This is a genomic window from Lichenihabitans psoromatis, assembly GCF_004323635.1.
Lineage (GTDB): Bacteria > Pseudomonadota > Alphaproteobacteria > Rhizobiales > Beijerinckiaceae > Lichenihabitans > Lichenihabitans psoromatis.
The window spans coordinates 3202541-3225050 of the sequence record NZ_CP036515.1; the positions used below are offsets into that span (position 1 = coordinate 3202541).

Here is a 22510-nt window from a genome sequence, read left to right on the forward strand (position 1 = left end):
ACGACGCGGCAGACATTCATGCTGCACGCGCCGCTGTCAATGCCGCTCGCAGGACCAACCCACGATCCGATCATCAATCCTGAAGCAGGCGCTTCAGCAACTCGAGTTCTTCAGCCAGCGTTCCCTCTTTGCCACAAAGGTTTTCGATCTTGCGCACCGCATGAAGCACGGTTGTGTGATCGCGGCCGCCGAAACGACGCCCGATTTCGGGCAGCGACCGGAGCGTGAGGCTCTTCGAGAGATACATGGCGATCTGGCGCGGCAGCACCACGGTCGCGGTCCGCCGTGAGGAGAGGATATCGGCGCGGCTCACGTTGTAGTGAGTGGCGACGAGTTTCTGGATGTCTTCGATCTTGACCCGCTTTGGCTCGCGCGTTCGGATCAGATCGCGGATCGCGACTTCCGCCGTCTCGATCGTGTGTGGCGTGCCGTTCAGGGTCGCATGCGCCATCAGGCGATTGACCGCGCCATCAAGGTCGCGCCCGTTGGTGACGATCGATTTGGCGACATAAGCAATGACTTGTGGCGATAGCTCGAACCCCGGTTGCACGTTGCGCGTCGCAAGTGTGCGGTTTTCGAGGAATTTGAACCGCAGCGCTTCATCGAGAGGCTCCATCTCGACACAAAGACCACCGGCGAGCCGCGAGCGGACCCGCTCGTCTAATGTTTCGAGATCGGCCGGCGGGCGATCGGCCGCGACAACCACTTGCCGGCTATCGTCGATCAAGGCGTTCAGCGTGTGGCAAAACTCCTGCTGGATCGACTTGCCTTGCAAGAACTGCACGTCGTCGATGATCAGCACGTCGATCGCGCGGAGTCGCTCCTTAAACGCTATGGCGGTTTGGGCGCGAAGCGACGAGACGAAGCCATACATGAACTTTTCGGCCGTCAGGTAGATGACGCGTCGTCCGCTATCGGCCACCGCATGTGCGACGGCCTGGATCAGATGGGTTTTGCCAAGCCCCACGGCGGCGTGGATGTAAAGCGGGCTATAGAGCAGAGGTTCGCCGGGCAGGGCCTGGGCCACGCGTTGAGCCGCCGCAAAAGCCAGTTGGTTGGACTTGCCGGTCAGAAAGCTCGCAAATGTGAGCCGCCGGTCGAGTGGCGAGCCGGAGGGAGCATCGGCCGCGTGATCGCCATCCTGCGGGCGAACAGAACTGGCGGGGCGGTCCGCTTGTGGCGTGCGGCGGTCATCGGCTTGGCGGGGCTTCGGCGAGCTTTCCGTGCCGCGGTCATACGGGCGCTCGGCGCGTTTCTCAGCCGAAACCGGCGCAGCTGCGACGCGGCCGCGGGAGGATGAGCGGAGCGCGATGCTGAGGCGCTTGACCTCGGGAGCCTCGGTGCTCAGCGTCGCCAACATCTTGTCGTTATAATGCGACTGAATCCACGCTTTCAGAAACGTCGTGGGAACCGACAGATAGGCCGTCCCATCGGCGATCCGGTCGAGCTCCAGGCGGGCGAACCACGCGTTGAAGACGGCGTCGCCAAGCTCCGCCCGCAGCCGCAGGCAGGCATTCGACCATCGGGCACTCAGATCACGACGCGTGTCGTCCTCGGCAGTGGCATGGGTCAGCGGGGCGGTCGTGGTCTCGTTGGCGCGGGAGGCAAGCGGGTCGGCTTGCGTCGAGGCGGCCGGATTGGATTCACGTCGAGCGATCATGAGCGGGCGGCGACTTTGCTAACGGCGAAAAGGGCGGGTGGACGGCGCGATGTGATCAGGGGCGCTTCCAGGGAAGGCCATCGGCCCTCCAACCACTCAGTCCCTGGGCTGCCGAGCCCTCGAATCCACCAGCAATGTTGTAGCTTTTGGCATAACCGAGCGACGTCATCGCCTTGGCGGCGGCCCCGCTTCTTGCGCCGGAGCGGCACAAAAACAGCAGAGGGGTTTCGGCGCCTGCACCACGGCGATCGAGTTCAGCCTTCAGCTCAGAGACGAAGCCCGGATTCGGAGCCATTGAGGGATAGGACAACCACTCGATCAGCACCGGCGCGGATTGTACCGAGGCAAGATCCGGCACGCCAATCGACTCCCATTCGGCTGTCGTACGAACGTCAACCAAGATCGCCTGGCGATCCTGCTCGAGTTTTTCCAACGCGTCCGACGGAGTGATATCGCCTGCGTAACCGGCTCCCATCGACATTGCAGCATCCTCCCGACAGAGCGATCGCTCCGCAGTTACAAGTAGAACAAAAGAAAACGGCAGCAACGCTGAACGCGCCGATACTCAACGAACATCAGACCAAGTACGCACACCCGGAACTCTGACTAGGATCGAAAGGATAGGATTTACCGATACACAAGCGCGTCGCCGATGTCTCAGCGTTGACTACCCCATGGGCCAAGTTGAGGATTTCCAACTGGCAGCGCGATGCCGCAGTCGGTCTATAAACACTACACAGCAGCCGTTGGCGGCGCAACAGACCTCGTCACTAAAGAGTCAAAGTGATGTCCGCGTTGCGGCTGTGAGTCGGCGAAAATGACAGCTTGACTGCCCTAACTCTCTCGAATCACGCAGGTAAAAAACGGGCTCAAAGTCGCAATTTAGCCTGTGGCAATTCTGCATCAGAGGCTCGCTTCCCGGCTCAAAAGCCGAGTCAATGGGTCGCAGAAAAGCTCGAAATAAGGCCTTGGGCGCTAACCCTTTGGTTCTATGGCGATTAGTTTGCGCGGGCGATAATTACCGAAAACAATTTTTCGGAGCGTCGCGGATGGCCATCGGCGGGTCAACAAAGACGGATGTCGACAGGCCGTCTTACGCTCGCGCGCCTGCCTCTCGGTCGATCTGCTGCGAATTGGGAACGGGTCGGCGGGCAAACCGCTTTGCGACCGGCCCGAGCATTCCTCGGAACCGGTCTCGCCTCAGTTGAACAACGACCGGAGCTGGCCGATCAGGAAGGAGCGCCGGGTGTCGGCCAGCTTCGCCAGGAAGGTCTCGGCCCACCAGTCGATGTTGTATTTCTCGATGCTGGCATACATCAGCGCATGCCGATCGCGACGCTCGTCGAGCGGCATCTCCAGCGCCTGCTTCATGGCCGCCGCCATGCCCTCCGTCTCATGGGGATTGACGATGAGGGCTGCGTCCAATTCAGCAGCGGCACCAGCAAATTGCGAGAGGATCAGAACCCCCGGATCATCCGGGTTTTGGGCCGCGACGAATTCCTTCGCGACAAGATTCATCCCGTCACGCAAGGGAGTCACGAGAGCGGCAGCCGATTGCCGGAAAATACCCGCCAGAGCAGGCCGTGAATAGGATCGGTTGATGTAACGAACCGGGGTCCAGGCGGCCTCCCCGAGACGACCGTTCAGCCCGCCGACCAGTTCGTTCACGGCCCGCGACATGTCGTGATATTCGGGAATTTCCTCCCGGCTCTTCGGCGTGATCTGTAACAGCGTCACGCGGTTCGACCATTCGGGCTCGTTTTCCAAAAAGTGGCCAAAGGCCTCGAGCCGATGGATGATCCCCTTGGAATAGTCGAGCCGATCGACGCCGAGAAACAGTTTGCGGCCGGACAGGCTGTCACGCACCTCGTGGGCGAAGGGCGAGTCCTCTGCCTCGACCGCGAGACCGGCATATTCACGGGTTTCGATGCCGACCGGGAAGGCGCCGATCCGCGTCACCCGTCCATCGACCGAATAGGCCAAACCATCACGGCTGACCGTCGCCTTGGACATGGCAAGGTAGCGCCCGTAATTGGCGCGATCATTCTCGGTCTGAAAGCCGACGAGGTCGTAGTGGCTCAGCACGCCGAGGCTCTGTTCCTGGCGCGGAATCGTGAAGAGGAGATCGGGCGGCGGGCAGGGGATGTGGAGAAAGAAACCGATCGGGTTGTTGAACCCGCGCTGCCGCAGCTCCCGCGCGAGCGGGATCAGATGATAGTCGTGCACCCAAATGATATCGTCCGGCTCGAGCAACTTGGCGAGTTGATCGGCGAAGAGCCCATTGACGCGCAAATAGCCGGTCAGATCCGAGCGGTTGAACTCGGCGAGATCAACCCGATAATGCAGGATGGGCCACAGCACGCGATTGGCGAAGCCGTTGTAATATTCCTGATAATCGGCCGTCGACAGATCGGTCACCACATAGGTGATCTTGTCCCGGACAGCAACCACAGGCTCCACGTTCGGGCCATCGTCGACCCTGCCGCTCCACCCGAACCAAAGCCCCTCCCGATCCTTCAGGGCCGCATGGACAGCGACCGCAAGACCGCCAGGTGGCGGCGGTTTTCCAGGTTCCGGAACGACGACACGGTTCGATACGATTACAAGTCGTGACACCAAGCGTCCTCCCAGCTTTGTGAAAGCCGCATGGCCGAATTGATGATGCCCGCCATCGAATAGGTCTGGGGGAAGTTGCCCCACAACTCGCCGGTGGCCGCATTCAGATCCTCCGACAGAATGCCGAAATGGTTGCGGTGCAAGAGGATGTCGTTGAAGCGCTCGCGGGCCTCATCGCGCCGCCCGACCTGCGCGAGCGCATCGACATACCAGAAGTTGCAGACCAGAAAGGCGGTCTCCGGCAGGCCGAAGTCATCCGCCGAGGTGTAGCGCATGATCTTCCCGTCGCGCATCAATTCTTTGCCGGTCAATTCCAAGGTCTTGACGAAGCGCTCGTCCGTCGCGGCGATGAAGCCAAGCTCCGGCAGCAGCAAATTGCTGGCGTCGAGTTCAGGCTGTCCGAACGCGCCCGTGATCGCCCCGCGGACCGGATCCCACGCCTGCTCCATGATGGCGGCATGCAATCGCTTGGATTCGGACGACCAATGCGCCGCTTCCTTGTGCAAGCCGAGCTTGTCCGCGATTCGTCCGAGCCGGTCGCAAGCCGCCCAGCACAGTGCCGCCGAATAGGTATGGACCCGTTTGAACCCGCGATATTCCCAGATGCCGGCATCCGGCTCGAGCGCGAATTTGGCGGCCTGATGACCGAGCCGTTCGAGCCTTCGGAACAGAGCCTCGTCGCCGAGCTTCGGGAGGCGCTCATCCACGAACATCTGCGTGGCACCGAGCACGACGCTCCCATACACATCGTGCTGAACTTGCGTCACAGCCTCGTTGCCGACCCGAACCGGCTTATTGTTCATAAAGCCGTCGAGGTTCGGCGCAATCCACTCGTCGAGCGGCGTGCCAGGGATGATGCTGTGTACCGGCTGCAGGTGCTTATCACCGCTGATCGCCAGATCCGTGATGTAGTTGATGTAGGATTCCATCGTTTCGGTCGCGCTCAGACGGTTGAGCGCATGGACCACGAAAAAGGCATCGCGGAGCCAGCAATAGCGATAATCCCAATTGCGGGTCGACCCATCCGCCTCCGGGATCGACGTCGTATGGGCCGCGATAATGGCGCCGGTTTCCTCGAAACTGCAGAGCTTGAGCGTGATGGCGGCGCGCGTCACAGCCGTCTGCCATTCATATGGCAAGGCGAGATGCCGAACGAAATTCAACCAATGAGCATGGGTGCGGTCGAGGAAGTCGCGGCACGTCGCTTCGAGTCCGGAGAGGAAAGGCTCGTCTGGCCCGAACACCATGGTGACTGGCCGATTCAGCGCGAAGCTGACCTCCCGCTCGATATAGGACAACGGCGCATCGGTTGTCAGGCGGACGACATTGTCGCCGCCAAGGTAGCGGATGTGGTTCGATCCATGCGCGATTTCCGTGACCTTGCGACCGTAATCGTAAGTCGGACGGACCCGGATCGTGATGCGCGGGAGCCCGGCCATCGGTTCGATCCGGCGCACGATTTGCGAGGGGCGGAACGTCCGCTCGAAACGCTCGAAGCGCGGCACGAAATCCGTGACCTTGACGACCCCGCCTTGAGAATCGGTCAGGATCGTTTCGACGATCGCGGTATTCCGCACGTAAGCCGATTCGTTTTTGACCTGGTCGGCCAGCACGACGTCGCAGAAACCCTTTTCTTCATCCCCGGCCAAGAGGCGGGAAAACACCGGATCCGAATCGAACCGTGGTGTGCACCACCAGACAATCCTCGCATTTGTGTCCACCAAGGCGGCCACGCGACAATTGCCGATGAGAGCGAAATCGAGATTTCTCGCCTTGGCTGTGCTCATGCGTGCAAACTCTCCGTTTCGACGATCCGTGCCACCCAATGGCGCACGGCGGCCGGACTTGCAAATGATCCTGTCGTGCCTGGAAATCGGACCCCGACCGAAAAAGCGTCACCGTCCTGATCGAGCGCCGCTGCAAATCCGGGCTGATCCGTCACATCGTCGCCGATGAAAACGGGCCGCCGCCCAGCAAATGGCGCCTCCGCAAGAAAACGTTTGATCGCAATCCCCTTGTCGAAGGTCGCCCGCTTGATTTCGACGACGAAATGACCCGGCATCAGGCTCAGCCGCGCCTCCGGACGGCGGTCGATCAATGTCTTGAGCGCTGCCGTCAAGGCGATGCCACACGCGGGCAACGCCCTGTAATGGACAGCGTAGCTGAACGTCTTGTTCTCGGCAAAGGTCCCTGGGTAAGCCGTCAGGAGGTCAACGACCTCGGACCAGACATCGACCGGGATCGCATCCTCCTCCGAGCGAATCACGGGCCCCTCAGGGTCGAACCGCATTTCGGCGCCGTGCACGCCGCTGGCGCGGAATCGTGCCGGCTGAAACAGCATATCGAGTTGTCCGATGGAGCGTCCGCTCACCAGAGCCACCGCGCCTTTCGCAACCCGATTGAGGCTTTCAAGATCACGCAGCAGCGTCGTCGGAACCACGACGGCGTCTGGTTTTGGCGCAATGTCGATCAACGAGCCATCCACGTCGAAAAAGAAGCATGTTTCATCGAGAGGGCGGTCGAGCATCATCGCGTGGGTCTCTGAATTTTGATGCGGCGAGAGGCATTGTCGGACTTTAGGCAGCCACGAGCCTTCGAACGCACGCTATACCCAATGCTTGAGCTCTAGCGTGTGTTGCGGCGCGGAACAATTAATCTTGCGGTAACGTTTTAGCCATGGCCCGTCGGGTCGATATGCGTGTTTGCGTTGGGGGTGTTTCCATGAAAATCGCTCAGATTGCTCCACTGATGGAAAGTGTTCCGCCTCGTCTTTATGGCGGCACCGAACGCATCGTGTCTTGGCTTTCTGAGGAACTCGTCAATCAGGGGCACGAGGTGACTCTCTTTGCGAGCGGCGATTCCATGACGTCCGCCAATCTTATCCCATGCACGGTCGAAGCGATTCGCTTGTCCGAGACCATGAAGGATTACATTCCGCATACGACCATGATGGTCGACAAGGTGCGTCGAATGACTCAGGCGTTCGACATCGTCCATTTTCATATCGATCTGTTCCACTTCCCGCTGTTCCGCGGCATCGAGAACAAGACCATCACGACCCTTCACGGTCGGCAGGATCTGCCGGATCTCTGGCCCTTCTACCGGGCCTTCCCGAAAATGCCTTTGGTGTCGATCTCGAATGCCCAGCGTGCGCCGATCAGCGACGCAGGCTTTGCCGGAACCGTGCTGCACGGCTTGCCGGCGGATCTTCACACGCCGAATTTCGAGCCCCGTGGTGGCTACCTCGCATTCCTGGGTCGCATTTCGGCGGAGAAGCGTCCGGATCGTGCCATCGAGATTGCGAAGGCGCTTGGCATTCCCTTGAAGATCGCCGCCAAGGTCGACAAGGCTGATGAGAAGTATTTCCGCGAGGTCATTCATCCTCTGATCCAAGATCATCCGGATGTCGAATTCATCGGTGAGGTGGACGAGCGCGGCAAGACCAAGTTCCTCGGCGAGGCGCGAGCATTGCTGTTTCCCATCGATTGGCCCGAGCCCTTCGGTCTCGTGATGATCGAAGCGATGGCCTGTGGCACGCCCATTCTCGCCTTCCGTAACGGGTCGGTGGTCGAGGTGATCGATGATGGCTTGACCGGGCGGATCGTCGATACGGTGCCCGAGGCCATCGCGGCGCTCCCCGAGGTTCTGGCTCTCGATCGACGCGCGGTCCGGCGCCAGTTCGATCAACGGTTCACAGCGGCCCGAATGGCGCGAGACTATGTCGATCTCTACCAGCGGCAGATCGATGCCGAAGTGGCGTCGCAGCGGACCGCTTCGCTTCGCGGCGCCGCAAATTTGTCGATCGATACGATCGTCCCGGCGAGCGGTGGTCGGTTCGGTAACCCGGTCGATTTTCAATGATGTCAAACGACGCAACGGTCACGTCGAACATCGAACATAAAGACCCTGCGCCGGAGCAGGGCCAATTCTACATCACCGCGACCGGGCCATCGTCCCGACCGCGTCACACATTGAAGCATGGCGACAGTTTCGCGGTCTTCGACGCTCACGGAGACATCGGCGCCTCGGCCGGTGGGCCGGATGGCTTGTTCAATCATGACACCCGGTTCTTGTCGCGTCTGGAGTTGCTGATCAACGGCGTCCAGCCTCTTCTGCTGGGGTCGACCGTCCGCGACGACAATGTGTTGATGAGCGTCGATCTCACCAACGCCGACATCTACCGCGATGGCGTGATCGCGTTACAGCGCGACACCATCCACATTGTCCGGACGATCTACCTGTGGGGCGGTGTTGCGCACCAGCGGATCCACGTCACAAATCATGGCGAAGCGCCGCTCGCATTCTCCATCTCGCTCGTCTTCGGCGCAGATTTTTCGGATTTGTTCGAGGTTCGCGGCAGCCGCCGCATTCATCGCGGCGTCTCGACCCAGGCGGTCGAGGGAGATCAGAAAGTCCGCTATCGCTATACGGGTCTTGACGACGTGAAGCGCGACACGCTGGTTTGCCTTGACCCGGCCCCGGCGAGCCTTGTGGAAGGCGCTGGAAAATACAGCCTGAAGCTCGACGCCAATCAATCGACCACGCTTTTCTTGGCGATCGAATGTCACGGCCTCGATGCACCGATCAGCGAAACCTTCTTCAAGGGGTTCATGGCGGCGAACCGCCATCAAAAGGCGGTCACGCGACATGTCGCGACGGTGGATACCTCGAACGACATTTTGAATGAGGTGATGTGCCGGTCCACGGCCGATCTGTTCATGCTGATCACCGACACGGCTCAGGGTCCTTATCCCTATGCCGGAACACCGTGGTACTCGACCACCTTCGGCCGAGACGGGATTTTGACCGCCATCCAGATGCTCTGGTGCGACCCCGGCGTCGCGAAGGGTGTTCTCGACCGCCTTGCAGCCTTTCAGGCCACCACGGTCGACAATGCGTCCGATGCGGAACCCGGCAAGATCGTGCATGAAATGCGCGGCGGCGAGATGGCGGTGCTTCGTGAAGTGCCGTTCGGTCTGTATTATGGCACCGTCGACGCGACACCGCTGTTCGTCGTGTTGGCCGGTCTCTACCTCGAACGAACGGGCGATCTCGAAACCGTCAGGCAGTTGTGGCCCGCGATCGAAAAAGCCCTTGCCTGGATGGATGGTCCCGGTGATCGTGACCACGACGGTTTCATCGAATATGGCCGCGCTCAGGACACCGGGCTGCAGAACCAGGGCTGGAAGGATTCGTTCGATGCGATCTTCCATGCCGACGGCACCCTGGCCGAAGGCCCGATCGCGCTATGCGAGGTTCAAGGATATGCCTATTTGGCCAAACGCCTCGCGGCCTCCAGCGCGCGTCGCCTAGGGATGCACGACCGATCGGATGTGCTCGACAAGGCCGCGACCGAGCTGGCCGAGCGGTTCGATGCTGCATTCTGGTGCGAAGACCTCGGCACTTATGCGATCGCGCTGGACGGCGCCAAAAAGCCGTGTCGTGTCCGCACGTCCAATGCCGGTCAGGTTCTCTGGTCCGGCATCGCCCGTCCAGATCGCGCCAAGCGGGTGGCCGATGACATGCTGTCGACCGACTTCTTCTCCGGCTGGGGCATCCGCACCGTGGCGTCCGGTCAGGCGCGATATAATCCGATGTCGTATCACGATGGATCGATCTGGCCGCATGACAACTCGTTGATCGCAGCCGGAATGGCACGTTACGGCCACACCGATCTGGCCGAGCGCGTGTTTGAAGGCCTGTTTGCGGCCGCCAGCTATATGGACCTGCGCCGGCTGCCGGAGCTTTTTTGCGGCTTTCGTCGTCGACGTGGCGCCGGACCGACGCTCTATCCCGTCGCCTGTTCACCGCAGGCTTGGGCCAGCGGAGCGCCGTTCCTGCTTCTCCAGGCGTGCCTCGGCCTCGAGTTCGACCCGTTCGATCGCGCGATCCGGTTCCGCAATCCGCGCATGCCGTCCTTCGCCGACGAAATTACTCTGCGTGACATTGGCTTCGACGATGCCAAGGTCGATGTGACCTTGCGGAGGATCGGCGAGCATGTTGCGCTGCGGATCCTCCGCAACACCGGTGCGATCCAGGTGTCGATGGATCTGTCGTAAATCACCTCGGGGCCGGGTCGGCGCCGAGGCGGATCGAGGGTTCGATGAGCGACGCGGGCGATACACTGCGGCTTGCACCCCACGTGTCGAACGCGAGAGCGTTCGGCTTTGGTCAAACGAGGCTGATCCTCACCGTCGCGACAATCTTGGGCACTATCCTGTCGATTTCGTTGATCGATCGGCCGGCCGCTTTTTGGTCCCATGCGGATTTCCACGGGATATGGGCTTTCGTCGCGCTCACTCATCTTGTCGATCCTCTGCCGCCGGCTGCGTCGATCGGCTTTCTGGTGCTGGGCATCGCGGCACTTTCGGGTCGACGACCGGGTCCAATCGGCTGGGTCATTCTGCAGGCTTGCGTGGCGCTCTTGGTCGCCGTGATGATCAAGGATCAGGGGAAATTCGTCTTCGGGCGGTTGTGGCCGGAAACCTGGATCAACAACAACCCGTCGCTGATCGGCACCGGGGCCTACGGTTTTTTCCCGTTCCATGGCGGCACCGGATGGGCGTCTTTTCCGTCCGGCCACATGACAGCCATCACGGCTCCCATGGTTGCAATACAGCCGGCTCTCCGACGATGGTGGTGGGTCACTGTCGTGCCGATCGGCTTGGTGGCGATCGGCCTGTTCGGCGCCGATTATCATTTCGTCGGCGATATGTTGGCCGGAACGCTGCTTGGCGCGGTCTGCGCCTGGGCGATCGTCTCGCTGATGCCGAGGCCGGAAACTGGAATACCGACCAAAATGGATGGCCCGGCTGGCTCGATCGCGACCGTGAGTGACAGCCGACATTGATGAGGCCACGGAAGCCACTATCATAAGGGCTCGCAACGGCTCGCGATTGCGTGACTCGAAACCGCGCGGCGACATCGGGTAGGGCTCGGGTCGTCCTGTCTCAAGGGCTTGCCTTGCCGCAGAATTCTCCCCTCCCTGTGCATGCGTCGCGGCAAGGTCGGCGCGGCACCAACCGCCGACCGGGCGCCAACCTCTATAAACTCCCGATCGGGCTCGATTTATCCGGCATCAGCGTCCTTGAAGGAGTGCGTGCCGCGCTGGCCTCTGCCGTCTTCCTCGCTCTCAATCAATGGATTGGGTCGCAGGCGCTGCTGATCGCTGCCGTCGGTGCCATGATCACCTGTTTCTGCGACATCGGCGGCTCGCTTCGGCAGCGGCTCCCGATGTTGTTGACCTTCACGGCCCTCGGCGCCGCGACATGGGCGATCTTCGGTCTTCTTCGCGCGGCGGGGATTGGGGTCGTGATCCCCTGCGCCGGCCTCGCCGCCTTCCTGTTCAGCATGGCGCGGGCCTGGGGACTGAGGGCGCAGACGATCGGCAACGTTCTCATCGTGGTCCTGGCGCTTGCGATCGACGCGCCGCTGACGCCCGACAAAGCGCTGTCGTTTTTCCTGTATTTCGGCGTAGGCGGCCTCTGGGCTTGCCTGCTCACCGTCTTGATCTGGCGCATCCAGCCGGATCGACCGGCCATCCAGGCCGTTGCGGCCGTCTGGTCGGCCCAGGCGGCGCTCGCGGCCGACCTCCGTGACATGCTGCTTCGCCCGGGCACGTCGCAAGCCGATTGGGATGATCATGCGCGCGGCCATCGGCGCGCGGTGCGGGCCCATATCGAGGAAGCGCGGTCGATCGTTTCGACATCGGTCCGGCGGCGGGGGCTCGTGTCGGGCAGAGGAACCCAGGCTCTCTTGTTGCTGGAGGCTGCCGATCAGCTGTTCGGCGAACTGATCATCCTCTCCGAACTGCTCGAAACTGCGACCGCGCCGGGTGTCCATGCCCATGCCGAGCGCATGTTACGTCGGCTTCGCCCGATCCTGCTGATCCTCGGAGCCGATCACCGTCCCGACATCACGCGGCTGCGGCAATCGCTCGATCGCATGGCCGAAGAGGCACTCGGTTCGGAGCAACTCAACAGCCTGATCGGTGCCATTGTGGATCGGCTTCGGATCACGCTTCGGGTCGTCGAAGGGTTGGAGAAGCCCGCTCCGACGGCTCATCCGGCTCCGCCGGACGGCGGCGTGTGGCGCACGCGCATTTGGGGTCCTCTTCGCGACGAACTCACCTGGCGGTCCGCCATTCTTCGCCACGCCGTCAGGGCCACTGTTATCGTTGTTCCGGCGATCGCGATCACGCTGCACTGGTGGACGCCCTATTCGCATTGGCTGACCATCACGCTGGCTCTGACCATGCAGCCGTTCTTTGCCGCGACATGGCAACGGGCATTGGAGCGGATCGGCGGCACGGTGCTGGGCGCGGCCATCGGCGGCGCGCTCGCCTTCTTTCCGCAAACGCCGATCGTCGTCGGTGCGCTCCTCTTTCCGCTGGCGGTCATCGGGTTTTCGGTTCGTCAGGTCAGCTACGGGGCCTACATTGCCTGCCTGACGCCTTTGATCGTTCTGCTGTTCGACATTGTCGAACCGGGCCACAGCGCCTTCGTGGTGGCCGGCATGCGCATCTTCTACACGCTCGTCGGCGGCATCGTCGCGGTCGCGGCCTGTATGCTGCTCTGGCCGAGTTGGGAGCCGTTTCGCCTCCGGCGCGAGTTACGCGAGACATTTCTGGCCTATGCTCGCCTTGCGGTCGCGGTCTTGGGCAACCCCGGCACGAGCCGCGCCGAGGGCACTGAGGCGGCTCGCCGCGCTGCTGGGCTGGCCAACAGCAATCTCGAAGCTTCGCTGTCACGCGCGCTGCAGGAACCGGGGCGTGGCAAGCGCGTCGGACTAGAAAAGATCATCGCGGCGGATGCAATTTTGCGGCGGCTCGGCGCGGCGCTGTTGGCAACCCCGCATGATACCTCGATCCAGCCGATCTTATCGGGACCCGGCCGGGCAGAGTGGCAGACTTGGCTCGATGAAGCCTTCACGGCGCTGGCCGACGGCCGATCTCCGTCTCGTCCCGCTCCGGACGCGCCGGCGTCGAGTACGTTGCAACGGGTGCGGCGCGGCATTGACGTGTTGAGCAGCGATCTCGCAACGCGAGGAGACGAGGCGCCACAGCCTCCACTATGAACCGGCGCCGGCCGATAGCGATTTGGAAGGACACGATAGGATGAACGGTGCTGATGTTCTGGGCGACACCCTGCTGGCCAACGGGGTCGACGTCTGCTTCGCCAATCCTGGCACGTCCGAGATGCACTTCGTTGCCGCCCTGGATCGCCGCCCACAGATGCGCTGCATTCTCGGATTGTTTGAGGGTGTCGTGACAGCGGCTGCGGATGGGTACAGCCGCATGGCCGACAAGCCGGCCGCGACGCTGCTGCATCTCGGCCCGGGGCTCGCCAACGGCTTGGCCAATCTGCATAACGCGAAACGCGCCCGGTCACCGGTGGTCAATATCGTCGGTGACCACGCGACCCACCATCTCCAATATGACGCTCCTCTCACGAGCGATATCGAATCGCTCGCGCGGCCCATGTCGAACTGGGTCGGCCGCATCGCGCTGGGCGACGATGTCGGGCAGATGACTGCTGAGGCCATTTCGCAGGCCCGGCAAACGCCCGGCGTGTCGACCCTGATCCTGCCGGCCGATGTGGCGTGGAGCGATGTGGGAGGATCGAGCGGCGGAGAGCCCCGCCCGGTCCCGATCGCGCCGCAAGCCACGCGTGCGTTGCCCGAGCGTTCGGCGATCGAGGCCGGCGTCCAGTCGCTGCGATCGGGTGGGCGGATCGGTCTCTTGCTCGGCGGCCAGGCCCTGCGCTCACCCGCGCTCGAATGGGCTGGTCGGATTGCGGCCGCGACAGGCGCGACGCTTCTGGCCGAGATGTTCAATGCGCGGATCGAGCGGGGCAGGGGCCGCGTCCCCGTCGCGAAGGTCTTGTACAAGATCGACGCGTCACTGGCGCAGCTCGCCGACTATGAGACCTTGATTCTCATCGGCGCCAGCGTGCCAGTGGCGTTTTTCGGCTACCCGGGCAAGCCGAGCCGTCTTATCGCCGAGGGCTGCAGGGTCGTTCAGGTCGCCGGACCGCACCATGATCTTGCGGCGATCCTGCAGGCCTTGGCCGAAGACATCGGCGCCTCGCGAACGACCGCATCCGCCGCTTCAGCTCCGCAGCTGAGCGAAACATCGGCCTCACCGACCGGTCCGCTCGATGGAGAGACGGTCTGTCGGATCGTGGCGCGCCGCATGCCCGAGGGGGCGGTGGTCTGCGACGAGTCGCTCACGGCGGGCTTCTCGTTTTTCGCTCATTCTCAGGCGGCCGCACCTTATGATTATCTGCAATTGACGGGTGGTGCGATCGGCATCGGCATTCCGCTCGCGGCGGGCGCGGCCGTCGCAAGTCCAGGCCGCAAGGTCATTGGTTTGCAAGCTGATGGAAGTGGCATGTACACGGTGCAGGGCCTGTGGACCCAGGCTCGCGAAGGGCTCGATGTGCTGACCGTCATCTTCTCCAATCGGGCTTATGCGATCCTGCACGGCGAGATGGCGAATGTCGGCGTGAACGCGATTGGCCGCAACGCGGCGCGAATGCTCAACCTCGACGATCCCGCTCTCGATTGGGTGTCGTTGGCCAAGGGACTCGGCGTCGACGCGGCACGCGCGACAACCCCCGCAGCATTCGACGCACTCTTCACAGCCGCGATGACCCGGCCCGGACCATTCCTGATCGAAGCGGTGCTCGAGCCAAGCTGAGCGCCGCGTGCCGATCGAGGCGACGCGCGTCCGCTCCACCGGACCGAGTGCCGCAGGACCTCCCGTTCCCCGACCGAGTTTCCTTGTCGTTCCGGACCGTCGCGTCCGCTGCCACAAGGAAGTGTCATGTCCGATCCCAAAAATGTCTCTCTCTCGCGGCGTCAGATCGTCGGAGGTGCCGGCCTCGGTCTCGCGGCCGTCGCGGCTGCTGTGCCGGCGGCCGCACAAAGCTCAACCGCGCCTGCGCCGAGGCCTCTGGAGGATCCAAGGACCAAATATCCGCAGCCGCCCTACAACAAGCAATCCCAGCCCTGGCCCGGACTGGCCAGCAAGATGGATCCCGTGCCGGATCATGGCGAAAAGAGCTACCGGGGCTCGGGGCGTCTCGCCGGTCGCAAGGCGATGATCACGGGCGGCGATAGCGGGATGGGCCGCGCCGCCGCGATCGCATTTGCGCGTGAGGGCGCGGATGTCGCCATCAACTACCTCCCCGAGGAGGAGCCCGATGCCCGAGAGGTGATCGCTCTCATTAAAGCCGAAGGAAGGATCGGGCTCGCGATTCCAGGGGATTTGCGGGACGAGGCCTTCTGTCAGCGGCTCGTTGCCGATGCGGTCAATGGCCTTGGCGGCCTCGACATCGTGGTCAGCAATGCGGGGCGTCAGCAGGCGCATGCCTCGATCCTGGATATTTCGACCGAGCAGTTCGACTGGACGATGAAGACCAACATCTACGCGCCGTTTTGGATCATCAAGGCGGCGTTGCCCCACCTTCAGCCCGGATCATGCATCATCGCGACAACGTCGGAACAAGCCTATGATCCGACGCCGGACCTCTATGATTATGCGCAAACCAAAGCCGCGACGATGAACTTCGTGAAGTCGCTGGCCAAGCAGTTGGGGCCGAAAGGCATCCGGGTGAACGGTGTGGCGCCAGGCCCGATCTGGACGCCGCTTCAGGTCAGCGGCGGGGCCTCGCAGGATAAGCTCCAAACGTTCGGCATGATGACGCCACTTGGACGGGCGGGTCAGCCGGCCGAACTCGGCGGCATTTACGTCCAGCTTGCCATGACAGATGCGAGCTATGCCAACGGGCAGATCTACGGCGCCGCAGGCGGAAGCGGACAACCTTGATACCGAACGGCATCGCTCGGTCGTCCAAAACGCGCGTTGGGTAATACTGGCTGGGGCGCCTGGATTCGAACCAGGGGATGGCGGAATCAAAATCCGCTGCCTTACCACTTGGCTACGCCCCATCAAGACCGAAGCCCCTGAGGGTCGATCGCGGCGCGACCATAGGTGTAACGATCCTGCGCCGCAAGGGCCCTCGTCAGCCCCTCAAACTAAATGCGGATCCGCATCGAAACCCCCATCTTTCGACGCTGGCCCGCTTGCCGGATCTGTTGAGGGCGGCTATACGAACCTTCGTCGGTGCAGCACATGTGCATCGCCGACTGTCGGAGTGTAGCGCAGCCTGGTAGCGCACCTCGTTCGGGACGAGGGGGTCGTAGGTTCGAATCCTATCACTCCGACCAGATTTCTTGTTGAGATCAATGTTGCAAAGGCCGCCTTCGGGCGGCCTTTCGCGTCTTTCTCTTGCAGTCTCACGCTTTCAAATCCTGAATTTGATCCGTGCGGCTCCTCGCCGTGCAGCGGATTGTCGCCCCGATAGAGCGGGTCCGTCAGACGCGACGGAGTGCCGCGCAGGCAGAGGGGATTGCGCGAGCGAAAGGCTGGGCCGCGCGGCAGTTTACTTGACCTGTCGTTTTTCCAGTTTGCGGGCCAGCGTTCGTCGATGCATCCCGAGGCGACGGGCGGCCTCGGATATGTTGAAATCGGTCGCGGCCAGCATTTCATGAATGCGCTCCCACTCGAGCGTCTTGATCGAGGTTGGACGCTCCGTCAGCGGCACGTCGGTGTTGCCTGCGGCCTTGCCGAACGCGGCCTCGATATCGTCGGTGTTGGACGGCTTGGCGAGATAGTGACAGGCCCCCAGCTTGATGGCCTCGACCGCTGTCGCGATGCTGGCGAAACCCGTCAGGACAACGATCAGCATCTCGGGATCGTGTTCGTGCAGCGCTTCGAGACAGGCAAGGCCCGAGGCTCCTGCGAGCTTGAGATCGACGACCGCATAACCGGGCGAGCGTGTTTGCAGCAAGGTGTTGACCGCGTCGATCGTCGGCGCGACCACGACCTCATACTCGCGGCGCTCGAACGAGCGCTTTAAAGTCTTTGCGAAAGCTTCGTCGTCGTCAACGACAACGAGAAGGCGGTCAGGCGGCATCAAGCCTCCGCGTTTCAAGCTCCAGCGCCGCAAGCGGGAGCGCCAGGGTCACAACGGCGCCGCCGTCTTGCCGATTGCGGAATTGGACCCGGCCACCAAGCTTTCGAACGACGTTCACGACCAAGAATAGGCCGAGACCGCCGCCGCGGCGACCCTTGGTGCTCTGATAGGGTTTCCCGATCTGCGCCATCATGTCTTCCGGAAAGCCCGGTCCGACGTCCGTTACCGATAAGACCAACATGTCATCGACGCGCGTCGCCGAAAAGCCCACCCAGGGCGGTGAAGCCTCGAAGGCATTGTCGAGAACATTGAAGATCACCTGCTTGAGCGCCGTGTCCGAGACGATCGGAACATCCGAGCCGAAGGCATTGTCGTAGGAAAGATTTGTGGCCGACCGTGCTGCCCGCCAGTCAACGACAAGGTCGTTGAGGAATGTATGCACGGTCGTGACGCCCGCCGATTCCCCTCGGGTCTCACCCGCTGAAACCAGGATACCGGTCACGATTGCTTTGCAGCGCTGAAGTTCAGCCTGCATGGCATTGATATCGTCGGCCAGATCCGGATCGGCAATCAGGCGCGGCATACGGCGCCAGTCGCCCAGGATCACCGACAAAGTCGCGAGCGGCGTGCCGAGTTCATGCGCTGCGCCAGATGCGAGCAACCCCATTCTGACAATGTGATGTTCTTCAGCGGCCTGTTGTCGAAGGTCGGCCAGCCGCGCGTCGCGCTCACGCAGATTGAAGTTGATCCGGGTCACGAACACGACCAGCAGCGCCGCGTCGAGCATGAAACAAATCAGCATTCCGTCAATATGCATGCTGAACAGCGCCTCGACATGGTGATCGAGCAGATCCAGCGGTCTGTACAGGAAGGTTAGGCCGGCAAAGCAGAGGGTCGCGAGCGCCACCACAACCCAGGTCGACCAGGCATCGAGAAGCACGGCCCCGATCGTGACCTGCAGCAGATAGAGGAAGGTGAACGGGTTCGTAGCGCCGCCGCTGAGGTAGAGTTGCGCCGTGAGGGCCGCGACATCGAACACGACCGCGACGAACAATTCAGAATTGCTGACGCTCGATCGTGTCCAGAGCCTGAGCAAGCTGGCGATGTTCAGCGTCACCAGCGCCGCCAGCACTGCGGCCATGCCACCAAACGGCAGCGAGATCCCAAGCCCGTAATGCACAGCAGCGATCGTGGCGATCTGGCCGATGACCGCAATCCAGCGAAGCTGGATCAACAAGAAGAGGTTTTTGCGTCCGGCCATGTCGGCGTTCGGCGGAGCGCCAGACGGGTCATACGACGCAAGCGACGGTCCGAGCAGACGTTCGAGCATGTCTTGGCCCCGAGGGACGCGCCATGTCACGAGAGATTGACCGGTGTTCCGCCAGGGCCGGTGCGATGGCCAGAGACACGGTCAGCGGATGATGTGATGTGACGCAGCCGAAGCTCGTCACGCGCGAGCCAGACGACCGCTCCAGCCAGCATGGCCGCGAGCCCGAACCAAGTGAGCGCATAGACCAGATGATTGTTCGGGAATGATATGACGGTGAGCCCGCCCACCGGATATTTGCCAACCTTCGGATCGAAATCCGCATCGACGAAATAAGGCACAACGTCATCGAGGCCGATCTCGGCCGCGATCGCACCGACGTCGCGGGAGTACCAGCGTCCGTTCGTCGGATCGTTGTGACGAAGGAAGCCGCCGCCCGGTTCCGTCATCCGCAGCAGGCCCGTCACGGTGGTGGCCCCGGTCACTTCACTGTCCCGCCGCGTCTCTCGGTCACGACGCTCTGGCGGCACGAAGCCCCGATTGACCAATACGGTCCCGCCCGAGTGCAGCTCGAAGGGCGTCAGCACCCAAAAGCCTGGGCCGAGCGCCGTGACGGCTTGAACGAATGTTTCGCGACCATTGTCGAAGCGACCATCAAGGCGCAGATGCCGATATTCATCTGCCTCAGCCGTGATGCCGGACCACGATCCCAGCCCCGGCGCGGCGAGGGGCGCTGCGTGAACCCGCTCATTGACCCGGGCGATCAGGTCAAGCTTCCATTGTAACCGGTATAGTTGCCAAACCCCAAGTGCTGACAGAACCGCGATCGTGAAGAGTGCAAATGCCCCGATCAAAGCCAAGGACCAAAGCGAGCGTGGTGAGGGCGCGGCGAGATCCGCGCCCGCCACCACCGGCGCGTCACTTCGGTTGCGTGTCACGGCATGTTGCGCATGTCGTGGACCGACATGGGCATCATGTTGCTGTTGAGATGGTACATGACCCAGATGGAGCCCGATAATGTTATGACCAGCAAAACCATTGTGAAGATCAAAGCCAACATGGTCCAGCCGCCCTCAGACTTCGTGTTCATATGAAGGAAATAGACCATGTGGACCACGATCTGAACGGCCGCCAAACCCATAACCGCGAAAGCCGTGATCCGCGTATCGTCGAAGACATGCCCCATCACCAGCCAGAACGGAATGGCCGTGAGGATGACCGAAAGGACAAACCCGGTCAGATAACCATTGAGGGACCCATGCCCGGCTTCGTGGTGGTCCGGGAGAACCTCGACATGAACGGCATTATTCGCGGTCATCAAAGCACACTCAGGAGGTAGACGAACGAAAATACGCCGATCCAGATCACGTCGAGGAAATGCCAGAACATGCTCAGGCACATCAGACGGCGCTTATTCTCAGGCACGAGACCGCGTTGACCAACCTGGACCATCAAGACGATCAGCCAGATGATGCCGAGCGAGACGTGGATACCGTGCGTGCCAACAAGGGTGAAGAAAGACGACAGGAAGGCACTGCGCTGCGGTCCCGCACCCTCATGGATGAGGTGGATGAACTCGTTGACCTCGAGGCCAACGAACGCTGCGCCAAACAATCCGGTGATCGCCAGCCACATCAGCGTCGTGCGCTGCTGCTGCTTCTCCATGGCCAGCATGGCGAACCCGTAGGTGATCGACGACAGCAGCAACATTGAAGTGTTGAGCGCGACGGTCGACAAATCGAAGAGATCCGCCGGCGACGGCCCAGCCGCATAATTGCGACCAAGGACCCCGTAGGTCGCAAAGAGGACCGCAAAGATGAGACAATCGCTCATCAGATAGATCCAGAAGCCGAGCATGGTGCCGCCTTCGGCGTGCCCATGCTCTTCTGCCACGTAGAACGTCAGCGGTTCATCGCCTGTGGTGACGGCGCTCGATGCGTCGGTCATCGCCTTTACACCTGCCCTGCGAGAATCTTCGTCCGGCGGCTCTCCGCCCGGACCACGTCTTCGACCGGGATGTAGAAATCCCGATTGTAGTTGAAGGTATGCAGGATCGCGACCGCGAGGATGCTGACGAAGGCGAGAACCGCCAACCACCATATGTACCAGATCATCGCGAAGCTGAAGACGGTGCTGAGCGCCGCCAGAACAACGCCGGCCCAGGTGCTCCGCGGCATGTGGATTGCCTTGTAGCCCTGCAGGGGTCGAACATAGCCCCGCTTCTTCATGTCGGCCCACGCATCAAGGTCATGTACCTGAGGCGTGAACGCGAAGTTATATTCGGGCGGCGGAGAAGCCGTGGACCATTCGAGAGTCCGGCCGCCCCACGGATCGCCGGTCAGGTCCGCAAGCTCTTCACGGCGCATGATGCTGACCACGATCTGCACGATGAACGAGACAATGCCCACGAGGATCAAAAGTGCGCCAAAGGCGGCGATGATGAACCAGATCTGAAGCGAGGGATCATCGAAATGGCTGAGGCGCCGCGTGACGCCCATTAGGCCGAGCACATAGAGCGGCATGAAGGCGACGTAGAAACCGACGACCCAGAACCAAAACGACATATGACCCCAGAACGGATCGAGCTTGAAGCCGAAGGCTTTCGGGAACCAGTAGGTCACGCCCGCCATCAAGCCGAACACGACGCCGCCGATGATCACGTTGTGGAAATGCGCGACCAGAAACAGACTGTTGTGCAGCATGAAGTCGGCCGGGGGTACCGCCAGGAGAACGCCGGTCATGCCGCCGATCACGAAGGTCAGCATGAAGGCGACAGTCCACATCATCGGCAGTTCGAACCGAATGCGACCCCGATACATCGTGAAGAGCCAATTGAAGATCTTGGCCCCCGTCGGGATCGAGATGATCATCGTCGTGATGCCGAAGAACGAATTGACGTTTGCACCGGACCCCATCGTGAAGAAGTGATGGAGCCAGACGAGATACGACAGGATGGTGATCACCACGGTCGCATAGACCATGGACGCATAACCGAAGAGGCGCTTGCCGCAGAAGGTCGACACGACTTCCGAGAAGATCCCGAAGGCCGGCAGGATCAGAATGTAAACCTCCGGATGGCCCCAGATCCAAATCAGATTCACGTACATCATCGGATTGCCGCCGAGGTCGTTCGTGAAGAAGTTCGTTCCAGCATAACGATCGAGAGACAGAAGCGCCAAAACGGCGGTCAGAACCGGGAAGGCCGCGACGATCAAAATGTTGGTGCAAAGCGCCGTCCAGGTGAAGATCGGCAGCTTCATCATCGTCATGCCAGGCGCCCGCATCTTCACGATGGTGGCGATCAGGTTGATGCCGGACAGCAACGTCCCGATACCGGCGATCTGCAGGGACCAGATGTAATAATCGACGCCGACACCGGGGCTGTAGGACGCGCCGGAGAGCGGCGGGTAGGCAAGCCAACCGGTGCGTGCGAATTCGCCGATGAACAGCGACAGCATAACCGTCACGGCACCGCTCGCGGTCATCCAGAAGCTGAAGTTATTCAGGAACGGGAATGCCACGTCTCGTGCACCGATCTGAAGTGGCACCACGAAATTCATCAGACCAGTTACGAACGGCATCGCCATGAAGAAGATCATGATGACGCCGTGAGCCGTGAAGACCTGATCATAGTGGTGCGGCGGCAGATAGCCGTCGTTGCTCCCGAACGAAATCGCCTGCTGGCTCCGCATCAAGATCGCGTCCGAAAAGCCGCGCACCAGCATCACGATGGCCAAGACCACATACATGATGCCGATCTTCTTATGATCGACACTCGTGAACCACTCGCTCCAGAGGTATCCCCAGAGGCGGAAATACGTGAGGGCACCGACGACCGCGATGCCGCCGAGAGCCACGACGATAAACGTCATGACCACGATCGGCTCGTGCGGGATGGCTTCGAGCGTCAGTCTGCCGAAGATCAACTGCTGAAGATCGAGATTGGCGAACATGGGATCCGTTCGTTTGTTGTGTTCGTAAGTGGGT

Annotated in this window: 17 protein-coding genes and 2 tRNA genes; 7 read left to right on the top strand and 12 right to left on the bottom strand. The window is 61.6% G+C overall.

Going from position 1 to position 22510, the window contains the following annotated elements:
• Positions 1–73: 73 nt before the first annotated feature.
• From dnaA to otsB, 5 genes are all read right to left on the bottom strand, one after another.
• Complete coding sequence (dnaA, locus tag EY713_RS14860) at positions 74–1660, bottom strand: chromosomal replication initiator protein DnaA (protein ID WP_131116086.1); 1587 nt, start codon at positions 1658–1660, stop codon at positions 74–76.
• A 55-nt stretch (positions 1661–1715) separates the two neighbouring features.
• Entirely contained in the window at positions 1716–2207 is a 492-nt protein-coding gene (locus EY713_RS14865; protein WP_245572740.1) for a rhodanese-like domain-containing protein, read from the bottom strand.
• A gap of 653 nt (positions 2208–2860) precedes the next feature.
• A complete protein-coding gene (locus EY713_RS14870) occupies positions 2861–4276 on the bottom strand; it encodes an alpha,alpha-trehalose-phosphate synthase (UDP-forming) (protein ID WP_131116088.1) in 1416 nt (471 codons plus the stop codon).
• Positions 4261–6063, bottom strand: coding sequence for a glycoside hydrolase family 15 protein (locus tag EY713_RS14875; RefSeq protein ID WP_131116090.1), 1803 nt, complete (start codon positions 6061–6063; stop codon positions 4261–4263). The genes EY713_RS14870 and EY713_RS14875 overlap by 16 nt, the downstream gene beginning before the upstream one ends.
• Positions 6060–6806: a trehalose-phosphatase gene (otsB, locus tag EY713_RS14880; protein WP_131116093.1), complete on the bottom strand. Its 747-nt coding sequence runs from the start codon at positions 6804–6806 to the stop codon at positions 6060–6062. Before otsB ends, EY713_RS14875 begins: the two co-directional genes overlap by 4 nt.
• Before the next feature lie 191 nt (positions 6807–6997).
• On the opposite strand from otsB, the gene EY713_RS14885 reads away from it, so the two are divergent.
• The 6 genes from EY713_RS14885 (at position 6998) to EY713_RS14910 (ending at position 16106) form a co-directional block, all read left to right on the top strand.
• Positions 6998–8137 (top strand): glycosyltransferase family 4 protein, encoded by a 1140-nt coding sequence (locus EY713_RS14885; RefSeq protein ID WP_131116095.1) that lies wholly within the window; start codon positions 6998–7000, stop codon positions 8135–8137.
• Positions 8134–10335: an amylo-alpha-1,6-glucosidase gene (locus EY713_RS14890; protein WP_131116097.1), complete on the top strand. Its 2202-nt coding sequence runs from the start codon at positions 8134–8136 to the stop codon at positions 10333–10335. The genes EY713_RS14885 and EY713_RS14890 overlap by 4 nt, the downstream gene beginning before the upstream one ends.
• Before the next feature lie 44 nt (positions 10336–10379).
• Positions 10380–11126, top strand: a complete 747-nt coding sequence (locus tag EY713_RS14895; protein WP_131116099.1) for a phosphatase PAP2 family protein — start codon at positions 10380–10382, stop codon at positions 11124–11126.
• A 113-nt stretch (positions 11127–11239) separates the two neighbouring features.
• Complete coding sequence (locus EY713_RS14900) at positions 11240–13351, top strand: FUSC family protein (RefSeq protein WP_131116101.1); 2112 nt, start codon at positions 11240–11242, stop codon at positions 13349–13351.
• Positions 13352–13391: 40 nt separating this feature from the next.
• The gene (locus EY713_RS14905; RefSeq protein ID WP_131116103.1) at positions 13392–14975 is read left to right on the top strand and encodes an acetolactate synthase large subunit; all 1584 of its coding nucleotides are present in this window, start codon (positions 13392–13394) and stop codon (positions 14973–14975) included.
• Between the two features lie 126 nt (positions 14976–15101).
• Entirely contained in the window at positions 15102–16106 is a 1005-nt protein-coding gene (locus tag EY713_RS14910) for an SDR family oxidoreductase (protein ID WP_131116105.1), read from the top strand.
• A gap of 47 nt (positions 16107–16153) precedes the next feature.
• On the opposite strand, the gene EY713_RS14915 is transcribed toward EY713_RS14910, so the two are convergent.
• Positions 16154–16228: transfer RNA gene (locus EY713_RS14915), tRNA-Gln, on the bottom strand.
• A gap of 202 nt (positions 16229–16430) precedes the next feature.
• On the opposite strand from EY713_RS14915, the gene EY713_RS14920 reads away from it, so the two are divergent.
• A tRNA-Pro gene (locus tag EY713_RS14920) sits at positions 16431–16507 on the top strand.
• Between the two features lie 215 nt (positions 16508–16722).
• On the opposite strand, the gene EY713_RS14925 is transcribed toward EY713_RS14920, so the two are convergent.
• The 6 genes from EY713_RS14925 to cyoB are packed head-to-tail and all read right to left on the bottom strand — an operon-like array spanning position 16723 to position 22476.
• Positions 16723–17256 carry a response regulator transcription factor gene (locus EY713_RS14925; RefSeq protein ID WP_131116107.1) on the bottom strand — a complete coding sequence of 178 codons (534 nt, stop codon included), beginning with the start codon at positions 17254–17256 and terminating at the stop codon, positions 16723–16725.
• Positions 17246–18586: an ATP-binding protein gene (locus tag EY713_RS14930; RefSeq protein ID WP_131116109.1), complete on the bottom strand. Its 1341-nt coding sequence runs from the start codon at positions 18584–18586 to the stop codon at positions 17246–17248. Before EY713_RS14930 ends, EY713_RS14925 begins: the two co-directional genes overlap by 11 nt.
• Positions 18587–18612: 26 nt before the next feature.
• On the bottom strand, positions 18613–19461 hold the full coding sequence (locus tag EY713_RS14935; protein WP_245572741.1) for an SURF1 family protein: 849 nt from the start codon (positions 19459–19461) through the stop codon (positions 18613–18615).
• Positions 19458–19841 (bottom strand): cytochrome o ubiquinol oxidase subunit IV, encoded by a 384-nt coding sequence (gene cyoD, locus EY713_RS14940; protein ID WP_131116111.1) that lies wholly within the window; start codon positions 19839–19841, stop codon positions 19458–19460. Before cyoD ends, EY713_RS14935 begins: the two co-directional genes overlap by 4 nt.
• On the bottom strand, positions 19841–20470 hold the full coding sequence (gene cyoC / locus EY713_RS14945) for a cytochrome o ubiquinol oxidase subunit III (protein ID WP_131116113.1): 630 nt from the start codon (positions 20468–20470) through the stop codon (positions 19841–19843). The genes cyoD and cyoC overlap by 1 nt, the downstream gene beginning before the upstream one ends.
• Before the next feature lie 5 nt (positions 20471–20475).
• Positions 20476–22476: a cytochrome o ubiquinol oxidase subunit I gene (gene cyoB, locus EY713_RS14950; RefSeq protein ID WP_131116115.1), complete on the bottom strand. Its 2001-nt coding sequence runs from the start codon at positions 22474–22476 to the stop codon at positions 20476–20478.
• Between the last annotated feature and the right edge of the window lie 34 nt (positions 22477–22510).

Bases quoted from the DNA above. Each gene is read 5' to 3' on its own strand.
- EY713_RS14890 (WP_131116097.1), top strand. From the start codon at position 8,134: ATGATGTCAAACGACGCAACGGTCACGTCGAACATCGAACATAAAGAC.
- EY713_RS14925 (WP_131116107.1), bottom strand. From the start codon at position 17,256: ATGCCGCCTGACCGCCTTCTCGTTGTCGTTGACGACGACGAAGCTTTC.
- otsB (WP_131116093.1), bottom strand. From the start codon at position 6,806: ATGATGCTCGACCGCCCTCTCGATGAAACATGCTTCTTTTTCGACGTG.
- cyoB (WP_131116115.1), bottom strand. From the start codon at position 22,476: ATGTTCGCCAATCTCGATCTTCAGCAGTTGATCTTCGGCAGACTGACG.
- EY713_RS14875 (WP_131116090.1), bottom strand. From the start codon at position 6,063: ATGAGCACAGCCAAGGCGAGAAATCTCGATTTCGCTCTCATCGGCAAT.
- EY713_RS14905 (WP_131116103.1), top strand. From the start codon at position 13,392: ATGAACGGTGCTGATGTTCTGGGCGACACCCTGCTGGCCAACGGGGTC.
- cyoC (WP_131116113.1), bottom strand. From the start codon at position 20,470: ATGACCGACGCATCGAGCGCCGTCACCACAGGCGATGAACCGCTGACG.
- dnaA (WP_131116086.1), bottom strand. From the start codon at position 1,660: ATGATCGCTCGACGTGAATCCAATCCGGCCGCCTCGACGCAAGCCGAC.
- EY713_RS14895 (WP_131116099.1), top strand. From the start codon at position 10,380: ATGAGCGACGCGGGCGATACACTGCGGCTTGCACCCCACGTGTCGAAC.
- EY713_RS14910 (WP_131116105.1), top strand. From the start codon at position 15,102: ATGTCCGATCCCAAAAATGTCTCTCTCTCGCGGCGTCAGATCGTCGGA.
- EY713_RS14885 (WP_131116095.1), top strand. From the start codon at position 6,998: ATGAAAATCGCTCAGATTGCTCCACTGATGGAAAGTGTTCCGCCTCGT.
- cyoD (WP_131116111.1), bottom strand. From the start codon at position 19,841: ATGACCGCGAATAATGCCGTTCATGTCGAGGTTCTCCCGGACCACCAC.
- EY713_RS14930 (WP_131116109.1), bottom strand. From the start codon at position 18,586: ATGCTCGAACGTCTGCTCGGACCGTCGCTTGCGTCGTATGACCCGTCT.